The organism is Micromonospora sp. NPDC005173 (assembly GCF_040608515.1).
Lineage (GTDB): Bacteria > Actinomycetota > Actinomycetes > Mycobacteriales > Micromonosporaceae > Micromonospora.
In genome coordinates this window covers 237,736-252,525 of sequence record NZ_JBEXIK010000004.1, presented here as the reverse complement: position 1 = coordinate 252,525, position 14,790 = coordinate 237,736, and the positions used below count along the sequence as shown (strand labels likewise).

13 protein-coding genes are annotated in these 14,790 nt (G+C 69.0%); 9 read left to right on the top strand and 4 right to left on the bottom strand.

What is annotated here, in order from left to right; all coding sequences use genetic code 11:
* The first annotated feature begins 73 nt into the window (after positions 1-73).
* Genes ABZV00_RS08200 through ABZV00_RS08190 form a run of 3 tightly spaced genes read left to right on the top strand, consistent with a single transcriptional unit; the run spans position 74 to position 6,503 of the window.
* The gene (locus ABZV00_RS08200) at positions 74-3,955 is read left to right on the top strand and encodes a ThuA domain-containing protein (RefSeq protein WP_355602948.1); all 3,882 of its coding nucleotides are present in this window, start codon (positions 74-76) and stop codon (positions 3,953-3,955) included.
* An 8-nt stretch (positions 3,956-3,963) separates the two neighbouring features.
* On the top strand, positions 3,964-5,490 hold the full coding sequence (locus tag ABZV00_RS08195; RefSeq protein ID WP_355602946.1) for a plastocyanin/azurin family copper-binding protein: 1,527 nt from the start codon (positions 3,964-3,966) through the stop codon (positions 5,488-5,490).
* A 32-nt stretch (positions 5,491-5,522) separates the two neighbouring features.
* Positions 5,523-6,503 (top strand): hypothetical protein, encoded by a 981-nt coding sequence (locus ABZV00_RS08190; protein WP_355602944.1) that lies wholly within the window; start codon positions 5,523-5,525, stop codon positions 6,501-6,503.
* Positions 6,504-6,616: 113 nt separating this feature from the next.
* On the opposite strand, the gene ABZV00_RS08185 is transcribed toward ABZV00_RS08190, so the two are convergent.
* Positions 6,617-7,153, bottom strand: coding sequence for a hypothetical protein (locus ABZV00_RS08185; RefSeq protein WP_355602942.1), 537 nt, complete (start codon positions 7,151-7,153; stop codon positions 6,617-6,619).
* 138 nt (positions 7,154-7,291) lie between these two features.
* Here ABZV00_RS08185 and ABZV00_RS08180 point away from each other — a divergent pair, with 138 nt between their 5' ends.
* Entirely contained in the window at positions 7,292-7,741 is a 450-nt protein-coding gene (locus ABZV00_RS08180) for a hypothetical protein (RefSeq protein WP_355602940.1), read from the top strand.
* Between the two features lie 44 nt (positions 7,742-7,785).
* On the opposite strand, the gene ABZV00_RS08175 is transcribed toward ABZV00_RS08180, so the two are convergent.
* The gene (locus ABZV00_RS08175) at positions 7,786-8,490 is read right to left on the bottom strand and encodes an SDR family oxidoreductase (RefSeq protein WP_355602938.1); all 705 of its coding nucleotides are present in this window, start codon (positions 8,488-8,490) and stop codon (positions 7,786-7,788) included.
* A 110-nt stretch (positions 8,491-8,600) separates the two neighbouring features.
* On the opposite strand from ABZV00_RS08175, the gene ABZV00_RS08170 reads away from it, so the two are divergent.
* The 3 genes from ABZV00_RS08170 to ABZV00_RS08160 all read left to right on the top strand — a co-directional run bounded on the left by ABZV00_RS08170 (position 8,601) and on the right by ABZV00_RS08160 (position 10,115).
* Positions 8,601-8,978, top strand: a complete 378-nt coding sequence (locus tag ABZV00_RS08170) for a MerR family transcriptional regulator (protein ID WP_355602936.1) — start codon at positions 8,601-8,603, stop codon at positions 8,976-8,978.
* Positions 8,979-9,085: 107 nt separating this feature from the next.
* A complete protein-coding gene (locus ABZV00_RS08165) occupies positions 9,086-9,598 on the top strand; it encodes a DinB family protein (RefSeq protein ID WP_328417740.1) in 513 nt (170 codons plus the stop codon).
* 40 nt (positions 9,599-9,638) lie between these two features.
* Positions 9,639-10,115 (top strand): SRPBCC family protein, encoded by a 477-nt coding sequence (locus tag ABZV00_RS08160; RefSeq protein ID WP_328417738.1) that lies wholly within the window; start codon positions 9,639-9,641, stop codon positions 10,113-10,115.
* Positions 10,116-10,185: 70 nt separating this feature from the next.
* On the opposite strand, the gene ABZV00_RS08155 is transcribed toward ABZV00_RS08160, so the two are convergent.
* A complete protein-coding gene (locus ABZV00_RS08155; protein WP_355602933.1) occupies positions 10,186-10,896 on the bottom strand; it encodes a DUF4386 domain-containing protein in 711 nt (236 codons plus the stop codon).
* A 111-nt stretch (positions 10,897-11,007) separates the two neighbouring features.
* Here ABZV00_RS08155 and ABZV00_RS08150 point away from each other — a divergent pair, with 111 nt between their 5' ends.
* Positions 11,008-11,697, top strand: a complete 690-nt coding sequence (locus ABZV00_RS08150; RefSeq protein WP_355603127.1) for a TetR/AcrR family transcriptional regulator — start codon at positions 11,008-11,010, stop codon at positions 11,695-11,697.
* Between the two features lie 81 nt (positions 11,698-11,778).
* Here the strand turns inward: ABZV00_RS08150 and ABZV00_RS08145 are convergent, their stop codons facing one another.
* Positions 11,779-13,107 (bottom strand): alpha/beta hydrolase, encoded by a 1,329-nt coding sequence (locus tag ABZV00_RS08145; protein ID WP_355602931.1) that lies wholly within the window; start codon positions 13,105-13,107, stop codon positions 11,779-11,781.
* A 303-nt stretch (positions 13,108-13,410) separates the two neighbouring features.
* On the opposite strand from ABZV00_RS08145, the gene ABZV00_RS08140 reads away from it, so the two are divergent.
* Complete coding sequence (locus ABZV00_RS08140; protein ID WP_355602929.1) at positions 13,411-14,787, top strand: FAD-dependent monooxygenase; 1,377 nt, start codon at positions 13,411-13,413, stop codon at positions 14,785-14,787.
* Positions 14,788-14,790: the final 3 nt, after the last annotated feature.

The window sequence follows — 14,790 nt, the reverse complement described above, 5'->3', positions numbered from 1 at the left end:
ACCGAAAGTGGGGACGGGGATGACAAGAACAGTACGACGAGCACTCGCCGCGGTAGCGGCCATCGCAACGCTGATGCCGGCACCGGGGGCGGCAGCCGCACCGAAGGCGGTAGCCGCACCGAAGGCGGCGCAGGAGAACAAGACAGCGGTCCTCGTTTTCCACGGGCCGGTGGCGGAGCAGCAGGACCCGGTTTCGCGTGCTGCGGAGGCAATCCGGGATCTTGGCGCAGATCATGACATCGATGTCACGGCTACCACGAACCCCGCCGTCTTCACCACGGCCGGGCTCTCGGCGTACCGCAGCGTGGTTTTCCTCTCCGCGACCGGCGCCGCGCTCAACCGTGACCAGGAAGCGGCGCTGCAGAGCTACATGAAGGCCGGCGGCGGTTTCGTCGGCATCGCCGACGCCGCCCGCGCGCAGGTCGACTCGGCCTGGTTCACCGGCCTGATCGGCACCCGCCCGGCGGGCGCCATCCCGGTGGCCGAGCCGGTCGCCCGGGTGACCGCCAGCGGCGAGAACCCGCCGAACGAGACCAAGGAAAAGCTGACCGACGGCGACGCCAACACCAAGTGGCTCGTCCGCACCCCGATGGCCTGGGTGGGGTACGAGCTGAGCGCGCCCAAGCGGATCACCGGCTACGCGCTGACCTCGGCCAACGACTCCTCCGGCCGGGACCCGAAGGACTGGACCCTGCAGGGCTCTGCGGACGGCCAGAGCTGGACCGATCTGGACCGGCGCACCGGCCAGAGTTTCCCGGACCGGTTCCAGACCCGCCGGTTCGACATCGCCACGCCCCAGGAGTTCAAGCACTTCCGGCTGAACATCACCGCGAACAGCGGCGAGCCGCTGACCCAGCTCGCCGACCTGCGCCTGTTCACCGGCAGCACCACCGCACCGGAGCCGCCCGCGGTGAACCGGGCGGTCGTCGACATCCTGGACCGGAAACACCCGGCCACGGCGTCGCTGCCGATGACGCTCACCCGGTCGGATCGCTGGGACAACTGGGACCCGAACCCGATCGGCACGGTGCACACCGTCGCCCAGGTCGAGGAGCGCCACTACAACGCGGGACCGGGCGCCAACGGGCCGTTCCACCCGGTGTCCTGGTGTCGGGACTACGACGGCGGCCGGTCGTTCTACACCGGCATGGGCCACACCGAGGGCAGCTACGGCGAGGCGGCGTTCCGTACGCACCTGGCTGGGGCGCTCAAGTGGACGACCGGCCTTCAGCGCGGTGACTGCCAGGCGACGATCGCCGCGAACTACAAGGTGGAACGGCTCACTGCGGCCAACCAGACCGGGCAACTGGACCAGATCGGCGAGCCGCACGGGCTCACCGTCGCACCGGACAACACCGTGTTCTACGTCGGCAAGGCGGCCTGCCCGAGTGGCCCGATCGTGGACTGGAACAACCCGAACGTCGGCCTGGGCTGCGGCACCATCCACTCGTGGGACCCGCGCACCAAGCAGGCCAAGCTGCTCACCACCCTTGAGGTGATGGGCAACCGGGGCAGCGGCTCCGAACTCGTGAAGAACGAGGAGGGCCTGCTCGGCATCGTGCCCGACCCCGCGTTCGCCCAGAGCGGCTGGCTCTACGTCTACTGGATGCCGCACGACTCGGTTGACCGGGTGAAGCGGGTCGGGCAGCGCACCGTCTCCCGATTCACCTACGACCCTGCGACCCAGACCATCGACCAGGCCACCCGCAAGGACCTGCTCCAGTTCCCGGTGCAGATCCACAGCTGCTGCCACGCCGGCGGCGGCATGGCGTTCGACGCCAAGGGCAACCTCTACGTGGGCTCCGGCGACAACAACTCCTCCGAGGGATCGCAGGGCTACTCCGGCAACAACTGGACCCAGGAGTACCAGGGGATCTCGTTCCAGGACGCCCGCCGCACCTCGGGCAACACCAACGACCTGGCCGGCAAGATCATCCGGATTCACCCGGAGGCGGACGGCACGTACACCATCCCGGAGGGCAACCTGTTCCCGACGGGGACCGAGAAGACCCGACCGGAGATCTACGTGATGGGCGTGCGCAACATCGCCCGCCTCCAGGTCGACCCGGAGCACCAGTGGCTGACCGCCGGCTGGGTTGGCCCGGACGCCTCGTCGCCGAGCCCGACGCTGGGCCCGGCCAAGTACGAGACCGCGACCATCATCACCTCGGCCGGCAACCATGGCTGGCCGTACTGCATGGGCAACCGGCAGCCGTACCGGGACCGCAGCACCACCGATGCGACCGTGCTCACCGGCTGGTACGACTGCGACGACCTGAAGAACGAGTCGCCGCGCAACACCGGCCTGGTGAACATCCCGCCGGCCCGGGACAACATGATCTGGTACTCCCCGGACGGCGGCGGACCCGTGTTCCCGGAGCGGGCGGACGGCAGCGGCCTCCCGACTTACGTCGCGGCCGACGCCACCTACACCCAGCCGTACCTGCGCGGCGGCGGCCAGGCCATCATGTCCGGTCCGACCTACCACCGTGACCTCGTCGACACGAACAGCGGCGTGGCCTGGCCAGAGTACTGGGACGAGAAGTGGTTCATCGGCGACCAGTCGAACGCGTCCAACCGGGTCGCGGTCACTGTCGACCCGGCCGGCGTGCCGACTGCCGCCCCGCCGGTGTTCGCCGAGTCGCTGCGGGCCATCATCCCCAGCGGCAACGGCGACGCTCGGCTGCAGAGCTGGATGGACGCCAAGTTCGGCCCGGACGGCGCGCTCTACCTGCTGGACTACGGAGGCGGCTTCTTCAGCCTGCACCCCAACCAGAAGCTGATCCGGATCACCTACACCGGAGGCGCGCCCACCCCGGCGCCGGCCGCGACGTCGGTAGCCGTGCAGAACAAGCCGCTGACCATCGCCTTCAACGGCTCTCGCTCCGGCGGCGTCAGCTACCGGTGGGAGTTCGGCGACGGCACCACGTCGACCGAGGCGAACCCTCGGCACACGTACGCCCGGGTCGGCGCCTACGCCACGAAGCTGACCGTCACGTACGCCGACGGCGAGACGGCGACGGTGCAGACCACGGTCACGGTGGGCTGCGCGGTGCCGGACAACCGGGACACCGTGTGGCTCGGCGACACGGACACCGGGGTGCCCAGCCGTACGGTCGGGCAGGGCTGCACCATCAACGACCTGATCGACGACGAGAGCACCTGGGCCGACCACAACAGCTTCGTCCGGCACGTGACCGCGGTGACCCGCGCGTTGCAGGACGACGGTCTCCTCAGCGCCCGCGAATCCGGCACGCTGACCCGCCTGGCCGCCGCGTCCGAGATCGGCCGCGATGGACACACCGGGTACGAGCCGCTCTTCAACGGCACCGCCGAGTCGCTGCTCGGTTGGCAGCAGGCGCCGTCCGGATCGTTCGGCATCCAGCCGGACGGCTCGTTGCGGTCCAGCGGTGGCCTGGGCATGCTCTGGCACACCAAGGAGTTCGGCGACTTCTCGCTGAAGTTGCAGTTCCGCGACATCGCGCCAGGCACCGGCCGGGCCAACAGCGGCGTCTTCACCCGGTTCCCGGACCCGCGGATCCCGCTGGACCAGCGCCCGCCGGGCAGTTGCGGCACGGTCGGGTCCGCCCGGACCTCACCGGCGTGGGTGGCCATCTACTGCGGACACGAGATCCAGATCTACGACGGTGAGACCGGCGAGCCGCAGAAGACCGGCTCGGTCTACAACTTCGACCCGGTGCCGCTAGCCCAGGCCGGCGTCACCCCGAAGGACCAGTGGAACGACTACGAGATCCGCGTGGTCGGGCAGCACTACACGATGATCCGCAACGGTGTGGTGATCAACGAGTTCGACAACACACCGGGCAAGCAGTCCTCCCGTGCCGGCGACCCGCCGACCGATCTGCGGCAGTTCCTCAGCGGCTTCATCGGGCTGCAGAACCACGGCGACAACGACCTGATCGAGTTCCGCAACATCCGCGCGCGGGAACTCTAGGAGAAACCATGCCCCGACGACTGACGGCCGCGCTGTCGGCGCTCCTGCTCACCGTCCTCCCACTGGCCGGGACGCCCGCCTCCGCGGCCGCCCCGCGCGCCGCCGCCCAGGTGCTGACCTGGACCGCCGACGACGACATCACCCGCTACAAGTCCGCTCCCGCCCAGGCGGTTGCCGGCGAAACCACGATCATCTGGGAGAACAGCACGGCCACCGGTAACACCACCGGGATGCCGCACACGCTGACCTTCGACACCACCACCGACGGCTACAACCACGACGTCACGCTGAACATCCTGGCCAACCCGTTCGACGTGAACAACGGACGGCACCAGGCGACCGTGACCCTGACCCCGGGCCGCTACCGCTACTTCTGCTCGATCCCCGGCCACAGCCAGATGGTCGGCGAACTGGTGGTCACCGACGGCGGCGGAGGCGACACCACCCCGCCGGCGGTGACGGCCGCCGTTTCGGGCGACCGCGACGGGGACGGCAACTACGTCGGTGCGGCAACGGTGACCGTCACGGCCACCGACGCCGGATCGGGCGTGGAAACCGTCGAGTACCAGGTCGACGACACCAGCTTCCTGCCGTACACGCAGCCGGTGCAGGTCACCGCGATCGGCGACCACTCGGTGCAGTTCCGCGCCACCGACCAGGCCGGCAACCTCAGTCCGGTCGGCTCGGTGTCGTTCCGGATCGTCGAGCCGGGGGAGGAGGACACCACCCCACCGGTGGTGACGGCCGCCCTGGCCGGAGCTCAGGACGGCGACGGCAAATACATCGGTACGGCCACCGCCACGCTGGCCGCCACCGACACGCAGTCCGGCGTCGCCACCATCGAGTACTCGCTGGACGGGGCCACCTTCACCCCGTACGCCCAACCGATCGTGGTCGACGAGGTTGGGATGCACATGCTGCACTACCGGGCGACCGACGTCGCCGGGAACACCTCGGCCGAGCAGATGTCCCACTTCACCGTGGTCCCCCCGCCGGCCGAGGACACCACCCCGCCGGTGGTCTCCGCCACGGTGACCGGCGAGCGGGACGACGACGGCGGGTACGTCGGCGGTGCGACCGTGACCGTCACGGCGACTGACGACGACTCGGGTGTGGCAAAGATCGAGTACGCGCTCGACACCGGCGCCTGGACCCCGTACGCCGGCCCGGTCTCCGTCCGGACCGCCGGAGCCCACACCCTGCGGTACCGGGCAACCGACGTCGCCGGGAACACGTCCAACGAGCAGTCGGCGACGTTCACCGTCGTGGCCGACGACACCGACACCTGCCCCGAGTCGGACACCCGAGGCACGGTGATCATCGACGGCGACGACACCGGGGTGCCCAACGTCGACACCGGCGACGGCTGCACCATCAACGACCTGATCGCCGAACACGCCGACTACCCCGGGCACGCCGAATTCGTCCGGCATGTCGAAACGGTCACCACCGCGCTGGTGACCGCCGGCACGCTGAACCGGCGGCAGCAGGGCGCCATCGTCCGGGCCGCGGCCCGATCGGACGTCGGCGCATGAGTCCTCAAACCTCATCGACAGGGAGTACAGCGATGCCCAGACGTACCGTCGCCAAGCTGGCCACCGTGACCGCCGTCGTCGCCGCCTCGGTGCTGGCGGTGGCCCCCAGCGCACACGCCGACCTGGTCACCTACTGCATCGGCACCGGCGGTGCGGTGACGGTGCCCAACGATCTGTACGTGCCGGCCGGCGAGTCCTGCGCGCTCACCGGCACCACGATCACCGGCAACGTCAACGTCGCCGCCGGCGGCAACCTCGTGGTCACCGGTGGCAACGTCAGCGGCGAGGTACGCGTCGCCGCGAACGGCTACCTGGACGCCACCGACACGACGATCAACGGGCAGGTGGTGCTGGCCGCCGGCGGATACGGCGCCTTCCTCAAGGACGCCCGGACCGGCAACGTGACCGTACGGCCGAAGGGCACCACGACCATCGACAGCTTCCTGTTCGTGGAGGAGTCGACGATCGCCGGGACCGTCAACGCCGGAGCCGGTGAGGTCCGGCTCGACCGCGGCACGCAGGTGGAACGCAACCTCAGCAGCACCGGCACCTACTACACCGACGTGCACGACTCGTTCGTCGACGGCACGCTGTCGGTGCTGAACAGCGCCACCGGCAGTGTGGTGTGCGGCAGCGCGGTCCGCGGCCGGGCGACCTTCGCCGGCAACCTGGGCGGCGTGCAACTCGGCCCGAACGGCAACCTCGACAGCTGCGCTTCGGGCGGCTACTGGGGCGGGGACGTCAGCATCACCAGCACCACCGGCGGTGTCACTGTCGACGACAACATCATCAACGGCCAGTTGACCGTGACGTCCAACAACCCGGCCGCCCAGGTGGCCGCGAACAACCGCATCCGCGGCGGCGTCACCGGTGACCAGGCGGCTGCGACCACCAACCGGTCGGCCCGAGCCGCGGTTGTCGCGGACCGGGAGGACGCCGGCGATCAGCGGGCGGAGACCCGCCGTACCGTGGCGGTGCAGGAGGCCACCGCAGCCGGCGACGCCCGGCTCTAGTTGATCGAACGCCCTGACGACACCGGGCCGGACGTCATGGGACGTCCGGCCCGGCGGCGGGGGAGGATCCAGTTGTCTGCTCGCGCAGCTGTGTCACCACAGTGCAGCATGGATCAGTTGCAGATGCTTCGGGCCTTGCGTACAAAGGCCTCCCGCGACATGATCTTCATCGTCTCGCGGCCCCTCGGTGCCAGCACCTCGTCCCGGCCGATCCGGGCGAAGTCCGCGACAGTGAAGTCTACCGATATGCCGTCATGGCGACTTGACCCGCTGAGGCTGTATCTCACCTCGGGCTCGAGTTTGGTGAGCGGTTCGACATCGACGGCCATGCCTGCCTCCTCCGCAGGGATGTCGCGGATCTTGTCGACCTCAAAACCATCCGGCGGCTGGCCGAACAGGGAAACCTCCACAACCTCGCTCATCGGTGTGCCGCTTACGCCCCACGTGATCAGCGGTCGTGCACTCGCGTCGTTCCTGTTGTCGTTCTCGAACACGCCGAGCTGAGAGAAAGCACCGTCGCAGGTGACGAGAACGCCGATCGGCTCGCCATCGTGGACAGCCAAAGCGACAACCGGCTCGTCGGGCGGACTGCAGGCCGCCAGGAGTCCGACTAGCGGAATCAGAATCCATGCACCCGCCTGTCTACGCATGGTTGCAGCATGCCCCGGTGGCATCACGCTCCGATCCCTTGGCGGTCACGATCGACAGACAGTGTCGGCACCGAGCGGCCACCTGCCCCCGGGTAGGGACGACGTGGTGGCTTGCCTGCCGTCCCTACCATCCGGGCCATGACGTACGAGCCGATGCTTGTGCCCGACCGGAAACCCAACCGGACGACCCGTACCGTTCTGATCGTTGTTGCCGCGGTGCTGGTGGTGTGTTGTCTCGGTGGTGTCTGTGGCGGCTTCTGGCTCTACCGCACCGTCAGCAAGGCGGTCGGCCCAGCTCGTGAGGCCACTGCCGCATACCTGGACGACGTGCAGGCCGGCAACTACCCGGGTGCCTATGGCCGGCTGTGTGAGAAGGTGCGCGACGGCATGTCGCAGGAGGAGTACACCCGGATCCAGTCCGCGCAACTGAAGATCAGAAGCTACGAGATCACCGGTGCGTCCGTCTCCAACTACAACGGCCGGGTCAGCGGGGCCGTCACCGTTCAGATGGTTCAGGAAACGGGCGGGCGGTTCACGCAAACCGTTCCACTGGCCAAGGAACGCGGTGAGTGGCGCGTCTGCCAATGAATGGCCACGATGTGCGGCGCGCTGAACCGCGGTGAGCCGTGCCGTCAGTTGGCGGTGACGGTGTAGAAGGCGCTGGGGTCCGCAGCGAGAGACGCCTTGACGTTGGCGCTCCACTCGTCGGCGACGACTTCGAGTTTGCCGGCCTCGACGCCGTCGAGGGCGCCGCGGACGACCTCGGCAGGGTCGACCTTGTCGCCGTCATAGCCGGCCGACATGTCGGTGTCGGCGCTGCCCAGGTGCAGTCCGGTGACGAGGGTGCCCTGGCCGGCCAGTTCGATCCGGATTCCGTTGGTCAGGCTCCATTCGGCGGCCTTCGCCGCGCCGTAGGCGTTGGTCCCGTCGTACGAGAACCACGACAACGCGGAGAGGACGTTGAGGATCCCGCCGCCGCCGTTGCCGGCGAGCACCGGCGCGAACGCCCGCACCATGCTGAGGGCGCCGTAGAAGTGGGTGTCCATCTCCGACCGGATCTTGCTCAGGTCGCCGGTGACGAGGTTGGTCCAGGTGGAGATCCCGGCGTTGTTGATCAGCAGCGTCACATCGGAGGCGGCCGCCGCCGCGTCCTCGACCGACCGTGGGTCGGTGATGTCCAGTCGGAGCTTCTCGACGCCGGGAACGTCGATCCGTTCCGGGTGGCGGGCCGTGGCGTACACCTTCGTCGCGCCGCGCTCCAGGAGTTGTCGGGTGAAGTGCCGACCGATGCCACGGTTGGCGCCGGTAACCAGCGCGATCGAACCAGCGATCTGCATGATTGCCTCCAGGTGGATTCGAGGTAGTTCGGTACACGGGCTACGCTAAAACCTGACGTAGACGTGAGATGCAAGCCGTGTGGCCGGCGTCACTACCAGCGGGAGGGGCCGTGCGAATTGGCGAACTCGCCACCAGGACCGGCGTGTCAGTACGGGCCCTGCGCTACTACGAGGAGCAGGCCCTCCTGATCCCGGCACGCAGCAGCGGAGGCCAGCGCCACTACGACGACACCGCGATCGAGCGGGTTCACCTGATCCAGATGCTGTACGCATCCGGGCTGTCCAGCAGGACCATCCTGGACCTCCTGCCCTGCGTCGACGCGAAGGTCAACACCCCGGAGTCCCGCGCCATGCTGAACGCCGAGCGCGAGCGCATCGACCAGCAGATCAACCAACTCCTGCAGGCCAGGGACCGGCTCGACGCGGTCATCGCTCTCAGCCAGAGCCCGGCCAGCGGTTGCACCAGGATGGAAACCGCGCCCGCGTAGCGCGAGGCGAAGCCCGTGCTGTCCCGCGTCCTGGATGGGGCGATCCGTACCCCTCGGCCGGCGGGAAATCGCGTGCCCACCAACGCGGCCATGAGTAGCGTGCCCCCGTGCCTACTACCCGCCTACGCCCACCCTTCACCGCCGACGAGCGAAGCCAGCTGGTCGGTTGGCTGGAGATGCAGCGCGCGATCATTCGCTGGAAGTGCGAAGGACTGTCAGAGACGGACGCCCATCGCGCGGTCCTACCGGCCTCGCCCCTGATGACGATGGCGGGTCTCGTCTCCCACCTGCGGTGGACCGAACATTGCTGGTTCGAAGTCCTCTTTCTGGGCCGCCCGGCTGAGGGGCCGCAATTCGTGGACGAGCCGGAGGACGCCGACATGAGGGTCGACGGCGTTCCGCTCGCCCAACTGCTAGAGGAGTACGACCGGCAGTGCGCGGTGTCCAACGACATCGTCGCCGCCCACTCCCTGGACGACGTCGGCCGGCACCCGGACTTCCGGTCCGCGGCCGCCAGCCTGCGCTGGATGCTGATCCACATGATCGAGGAGACCGCACGGCACGCAGGTCACGCCGACACGATCCGGGAGCTGCTCGACGGCGAGAAGGGCTACTTCTGACCGATTGGGTGGCGGCGACGCCGGGCTTACGGTTGTCGACATGATGGTGCGTACGCGCTGGACGATGCCCCACTCACCGGAGGTGTTGTGGCCCGCGCTCTGCGACTCGCGCCTTGAGCTGCAACCCCGGTGCCCGGTGTTCTACCTGGGTACGCCCCGGCCGACGACGTGCCGGCTGCCCGATGGTCCCGGTGAGGTGGGCGCGGCCCGACAGTGCGTCTCAGAGCAGGGTGTGGTGCGGCAGCGGATCACCCTCTGGGAGCCACCGAGTCGGTTGGCGTTCCACATGGAGTCGACGGACCTCTACTTCCACCGTTTCGTCGACCATCTCGGGGATCTGTTCGAGCTGGAGCCTGCCGGTGCCGGCACGCGGGTCACCCGGACGACGACGGTGACGGTCCGCGGGTTCGGCCGCGTCGCGGTGGAGCCGGCGCTCTGGGTCGGGTTGAAGTCGGTACACCGCTTCGTGTTCCGGAACTGGCAGAAGATGACGTTGTCACCCCCCGCCGCGGTGTGACGCTCCCGTACCGGCAGGGCCCCCTCTCCCATGGTGCGAGCGCGCTCGGCCATGGTCGGGCCATCGGGACTCAGGCGGTCAGGGGCGCGGCCTCCGGTTGCCGGTCGGCTGGTGCCTGGTCGAGTGCGCGGCGGTGGACGCCGCGCGTCAGCAGGTAGCCGACCATCCAGAATTCGCCGATGGTCGCGGGTACGACCAGAGCGTCAGCGACGCCCTGTGCGTCAGGGGCGAGGTATCCGATGAATGCGCTGAGCAGGTATCCGATGCCGCCGCCGACGAGGATCCAGCCGAGCGGGCGGGGCATCCAGTTCGAGCGGAGCACGCAGCGTCCCATGGGGATGAGCCACAGGCCGAAGAACAGCCCTCCGACGCCCCACAGGTTGCCGCTGGTCAGGTAGAGGACCTGGACGGTGGCCGCCGCGTCCCCCACGGGGTCGAGCGCGATGTCGACCGCCGTGGCGAGCAATGCTGCGCTGACGAGGACCACGACCGCGTTGATGAGGCCGAACGCGGCGATGGCGCCGGCGGCACGTGGGTCTGCGGTGCGGAACAGCCGGTAGAACCATGCGGCGGCGAGGGCCTGGCTGACGACGATGAGCAGTTCGACGGCGACGCCGACGCGCGCGAGTGTTTCGTGCTGAACCAGATTGGCGAGCGTCGCGTTGGGGTCGTCGGCATTGAAGAGTCGCGACCGGATGAGCAGAAAGCCGAGTGCGCCGCTGATGGCGAGGGCGAGGTAGAGCAGCCCGGTCACGCGGGCGGTACGGATCAGCGCGGGCATTGGGGCTCCTTGGGGCCGTATCGGCTCGTGGAGGTGGTCGTGCTCCGGCCACCGACCTTACGGTGTAAGGCAACCATACGATGTAAGGTGCTGGCAAGAGGTGGGGGACAGGTGGCAGCGAAGGCAATTCGACAACCGCTCAGTCGTGAGCGCGTGCTGGCAGCGGCGGTCGCACTGGCGGACGCTGAGGGGATTCAGGCGCTGACGATGCGCCGCCTCGCTGCCGATCTCGGCGTCGAGGCCATGTCGCTCTACCATCACCTGCCCGCCAAGGAGGCCCTCCTCGACGGCGTCGTGGAGACCGTGGTCGCTGAGATCGTTGCCGCTGTTGGTCGTATCTCCACGAACGATGGCGATGGAGGCTGGCGAGGGCGGCTGCGCCGGCAGTTCCTCGCGGCGCGTCAGATCATGCTTCGTCACCCGTGGATGCCCGGACTGTTGGGCTCGCGACGGACCATCCCCGTCGGCCTGTACGCGTACTACGACGGGATCGTGGGCACCCTGGTCGATGCCGGGTTCTCGCACCTCCTCGCGCACCGGGCGTTGCACGCGTTCGGCAGTCTGCCTCTCGGGTTCGCGCAGGAGATCTTCAGCCCGGCGTCGGCGGGCGGGAGCCTGGAGGCCGACGTCGCGGAGGCGGACCTGGCCGCCATGGCCGAGGCGCTACCGCACCTGACGGCCATGGTGGCATCCGAGATCCACGACGTCACCGACCCCATGCTCGGTTGGTGCGACAGTCAGACCGAGTTCGAGTTCACGCTCGACCTGCTCCTGGACGGGCTGGAACGCCTCCGCGGCTGAGGGCCGAACACTGTCGGCCGCGGCGGGCCCGCGCTCGTGGAGGCGAACTCGCCGCTCCGCCCGGCCGATCGGTGTCGCCGATCAGAAGTCGTCGACGTTCACCGTCACGCGATGCTCGCTGGACTTCCAGTTGGGCACGTTGACCGCGTCGAACCCGCCGCCGCGTTGACCGACCGTGATCCGCACGATGCCGAGGTGTGCCGGCGTGGCCGGGATGAACAGGTCCATGCCGGTGATGAAGGTCTGGCTGAAGAACTCCGGCAGCGGCGCGGTCAGGTCGGTGACCCCGTCGCTGCCGTCGTCGAACGCGAAGATGCCGATCGTCCGCTTGACGCGCGGCGTGTTCGCCGGGTTCAGGACATCCCGACCGTTGATCCATAGGTTGTCGCCAGCGTCACCCTGGTCGCCCCACCACTCCTTCTGCCGCTGGATGATCAGCGCCGTGTGCCGGTCGCTGGTGTCGACCTGCGCGCCGAGCCCCTCGCCCGGCCGGCTGGTCGCCAGGCGTACGAACGAGTCGGACCGCAGGAACGGCTGGAAGTAGAAGTGGTGCGTCGCCGCGCCAGCGCGCACGATCGCGAACTCGTACCGGGCTGTGGCGAGCACCGGGAACGGTCCGAACGAGCCGTCGCCGCTCAGGGGCACCCGATGCGCGGGCCGGTGCGACAGCCGACCGCCCGTGAGGGAGCTGACCGGGTAGACCTCAAGCGTCGCGTCGGTGACGCCGACGTTGCTCGGGAAGAGCGCCGCGCGGCCGGAGACCTGCGCGGTGCCGAACAGTTGGGGCACGATCCTCGTTGTCCTGGGAGCGCGACCCTGGAAGAACCGGAAGATCTCGCTGAATGACTCCGGCGACGACACGGTCTGCGTGTGGGACTGGTTCGGGAAGTACACGTTGGTCGCGCCCACGACGGCCCGCGCCGGGTCGCCCTCGCCCCAGATCGCGAGCGTGGGTACGCCTCCCGGTGGTGACGCCGCGGTTCGTCCGTCCAGGTTGACGTAGTGCGCGACGCGGGCGGCACGCGCCGGTGAGCTGTTGAGGTAGCCCTGCATGACGAAGGTGCCCAGGGAGTGCGCGAGCAGGTCCACCTTGTCCGCGCCGGTCGCCGCCAGCAGCCGGGAGATCCGCGCGTCCATCCCCACGTACACCTGGGGCAGGATCGTGGCGATGTTCGGCGAGTCGTACTCGTGCGCCTCGATGATGTCTAGCGGGTAGCCGTTGCTGGCCAGGCGCTTGGCCTGGGACTGGAACTGTGACGCCGCACCGGCGTTGCCGTGCACGAAGACCACTGGACGGTACGACGAAGTGGCGGCAGCCCCGGCGGCGTGCGGAACGCCAACGACGGACATTCCGGCGGCGAGCGCAAGCCCGGTCATCAGGGAGAGCAATCTCCGGCGAGACGTGTGCATCGATCCTCCACCTCGGTCGACAAAGTTTATGCACTAGGAGCGCAAGTATCGTGTCAGGGTGGTGGCCGGTGGTCCGTACCGCGCGTGCAGTCCTCCGACAATCGCCCGACAGGGTCGCGTGCAGCCGCCGTAGCCGGGTGTGCGATGGGATTACCATCGCCGCCCGGCCGGGCGGGCCAGCGATGGGCGTCTGTGCAACGATCGTCGGGCGTCATGCCGAACGGCCGTCCACCGGTCTCTCCGCGCACCAGTCGCGGCAGGCACGGGAGAGGGCGCCTAACCTCGTACCCCTTGGAGAGCACGATGTCCCTCTCCCCGGCTCGGGTCTTCGCCGCGTTGAACGCCGTGCGACCCCCCGACCAGGCGCTCCCGATCCTGGACAAGGCCGTCGTGGTCGGCGGCAGTATCGCCGGCATGCTGGCAGCGCGGGTGTTGTCCGACTACGCGGAGAGCGTGGTCATCATCGACCGCGACGACCTACAGACGGCCGGCGAGCGGCCCGGCGTGCCACAGGGGACGCAACTGCACGCGTTGCTGCCCGGCGGCTTCCTCCAGCTCGAGCAGCTGTTTCCGGGATTCCGCGAACAGGCACTGGCCCAGGGGGCGATCGAGGCTCCACCCGCGGCCAGGCGGAACTACCTCGACGGCCGCCTGAAGGTTGTCGTTCCCAACGACGCCGACAGCCTGGCGGGCAGCCGACCTCTCCTGGAGAGGCTGATCCGTGAGCAGGTGCTTCGACTGCCCACCGTCAAGGTGGTCACCGCCCGCGCCACGGGTCTGGTGTTCGACGGTGCCGAGGTCACCGGGGTCCGCTACGACGTCGATGGGGTGCCCGGCGTCGAGGGCGGTGATCTTGTGGTGGATGCCATGGGGCGTTCGAGCAGGCTCTCCGAGTGGCTGGGGCAGGCCGGCTGGGAGCGGCCCGTCACGCGGCGGATGACCGTGCACCTGAACTACGCGACCGCCCTGTTTCGCCGCCACGAGGCGAACCCCGATGCGGCGGTCGTCCTGGCAGTGCACAGCCCGGAGATGTCGTCGGATGTCGCCGGCGCGGCATTCTTCGCCATCGAGGATGACCGGTGGATGGCCATGATGGTCGGGTACGGGGACAGCCGCCCGGGGCGCACCGCCGAGGACTTCGTGCGCCGGCTGCGGGACCAGTTCCCGCCGGAGTTCGGCGAGGTCGCCGGAAACGAGATGCTCGGCGACGTCCAGACCTACCGCCATGCCGACAGCCGGCGACGGGACTTTCATGCGGTGAAGCGGTTCCCGGCCCGGCTCGTCGGCGTTGGCGACGCCGTCGCGTCGTTCAACCCGGTGTACGGGCAGGGGATGACGGCGGCGGCCCTGCACGCGGCCTGTTTGTCGAAATACCTGAGGACGAACCCGGACCTGAGCGTGCCCGCGCGCCAGTACCTCGCCCTGCAGAAGATCGTGGTCGACGCGGCCTGGTCGTTGTCGACCTCCGCCGACCTGGCGCTGCCCCACGTCGACGGGCCCTACCCACGTGGCTACCGGGTCTCGAGTTGGGCCAGCAGGCAGATCATCGCGGCGACGGTCACCGACGTGACGATCGCGCGGCGGTTCAACGAGGTCGTCTCGTTGCGGGAACATCCGCGTTCGCTGGCGTCACCCGGCGTGATTCTGGGCGCCCTGCGCGCCAACCGGCGAGCGCGCTGATCG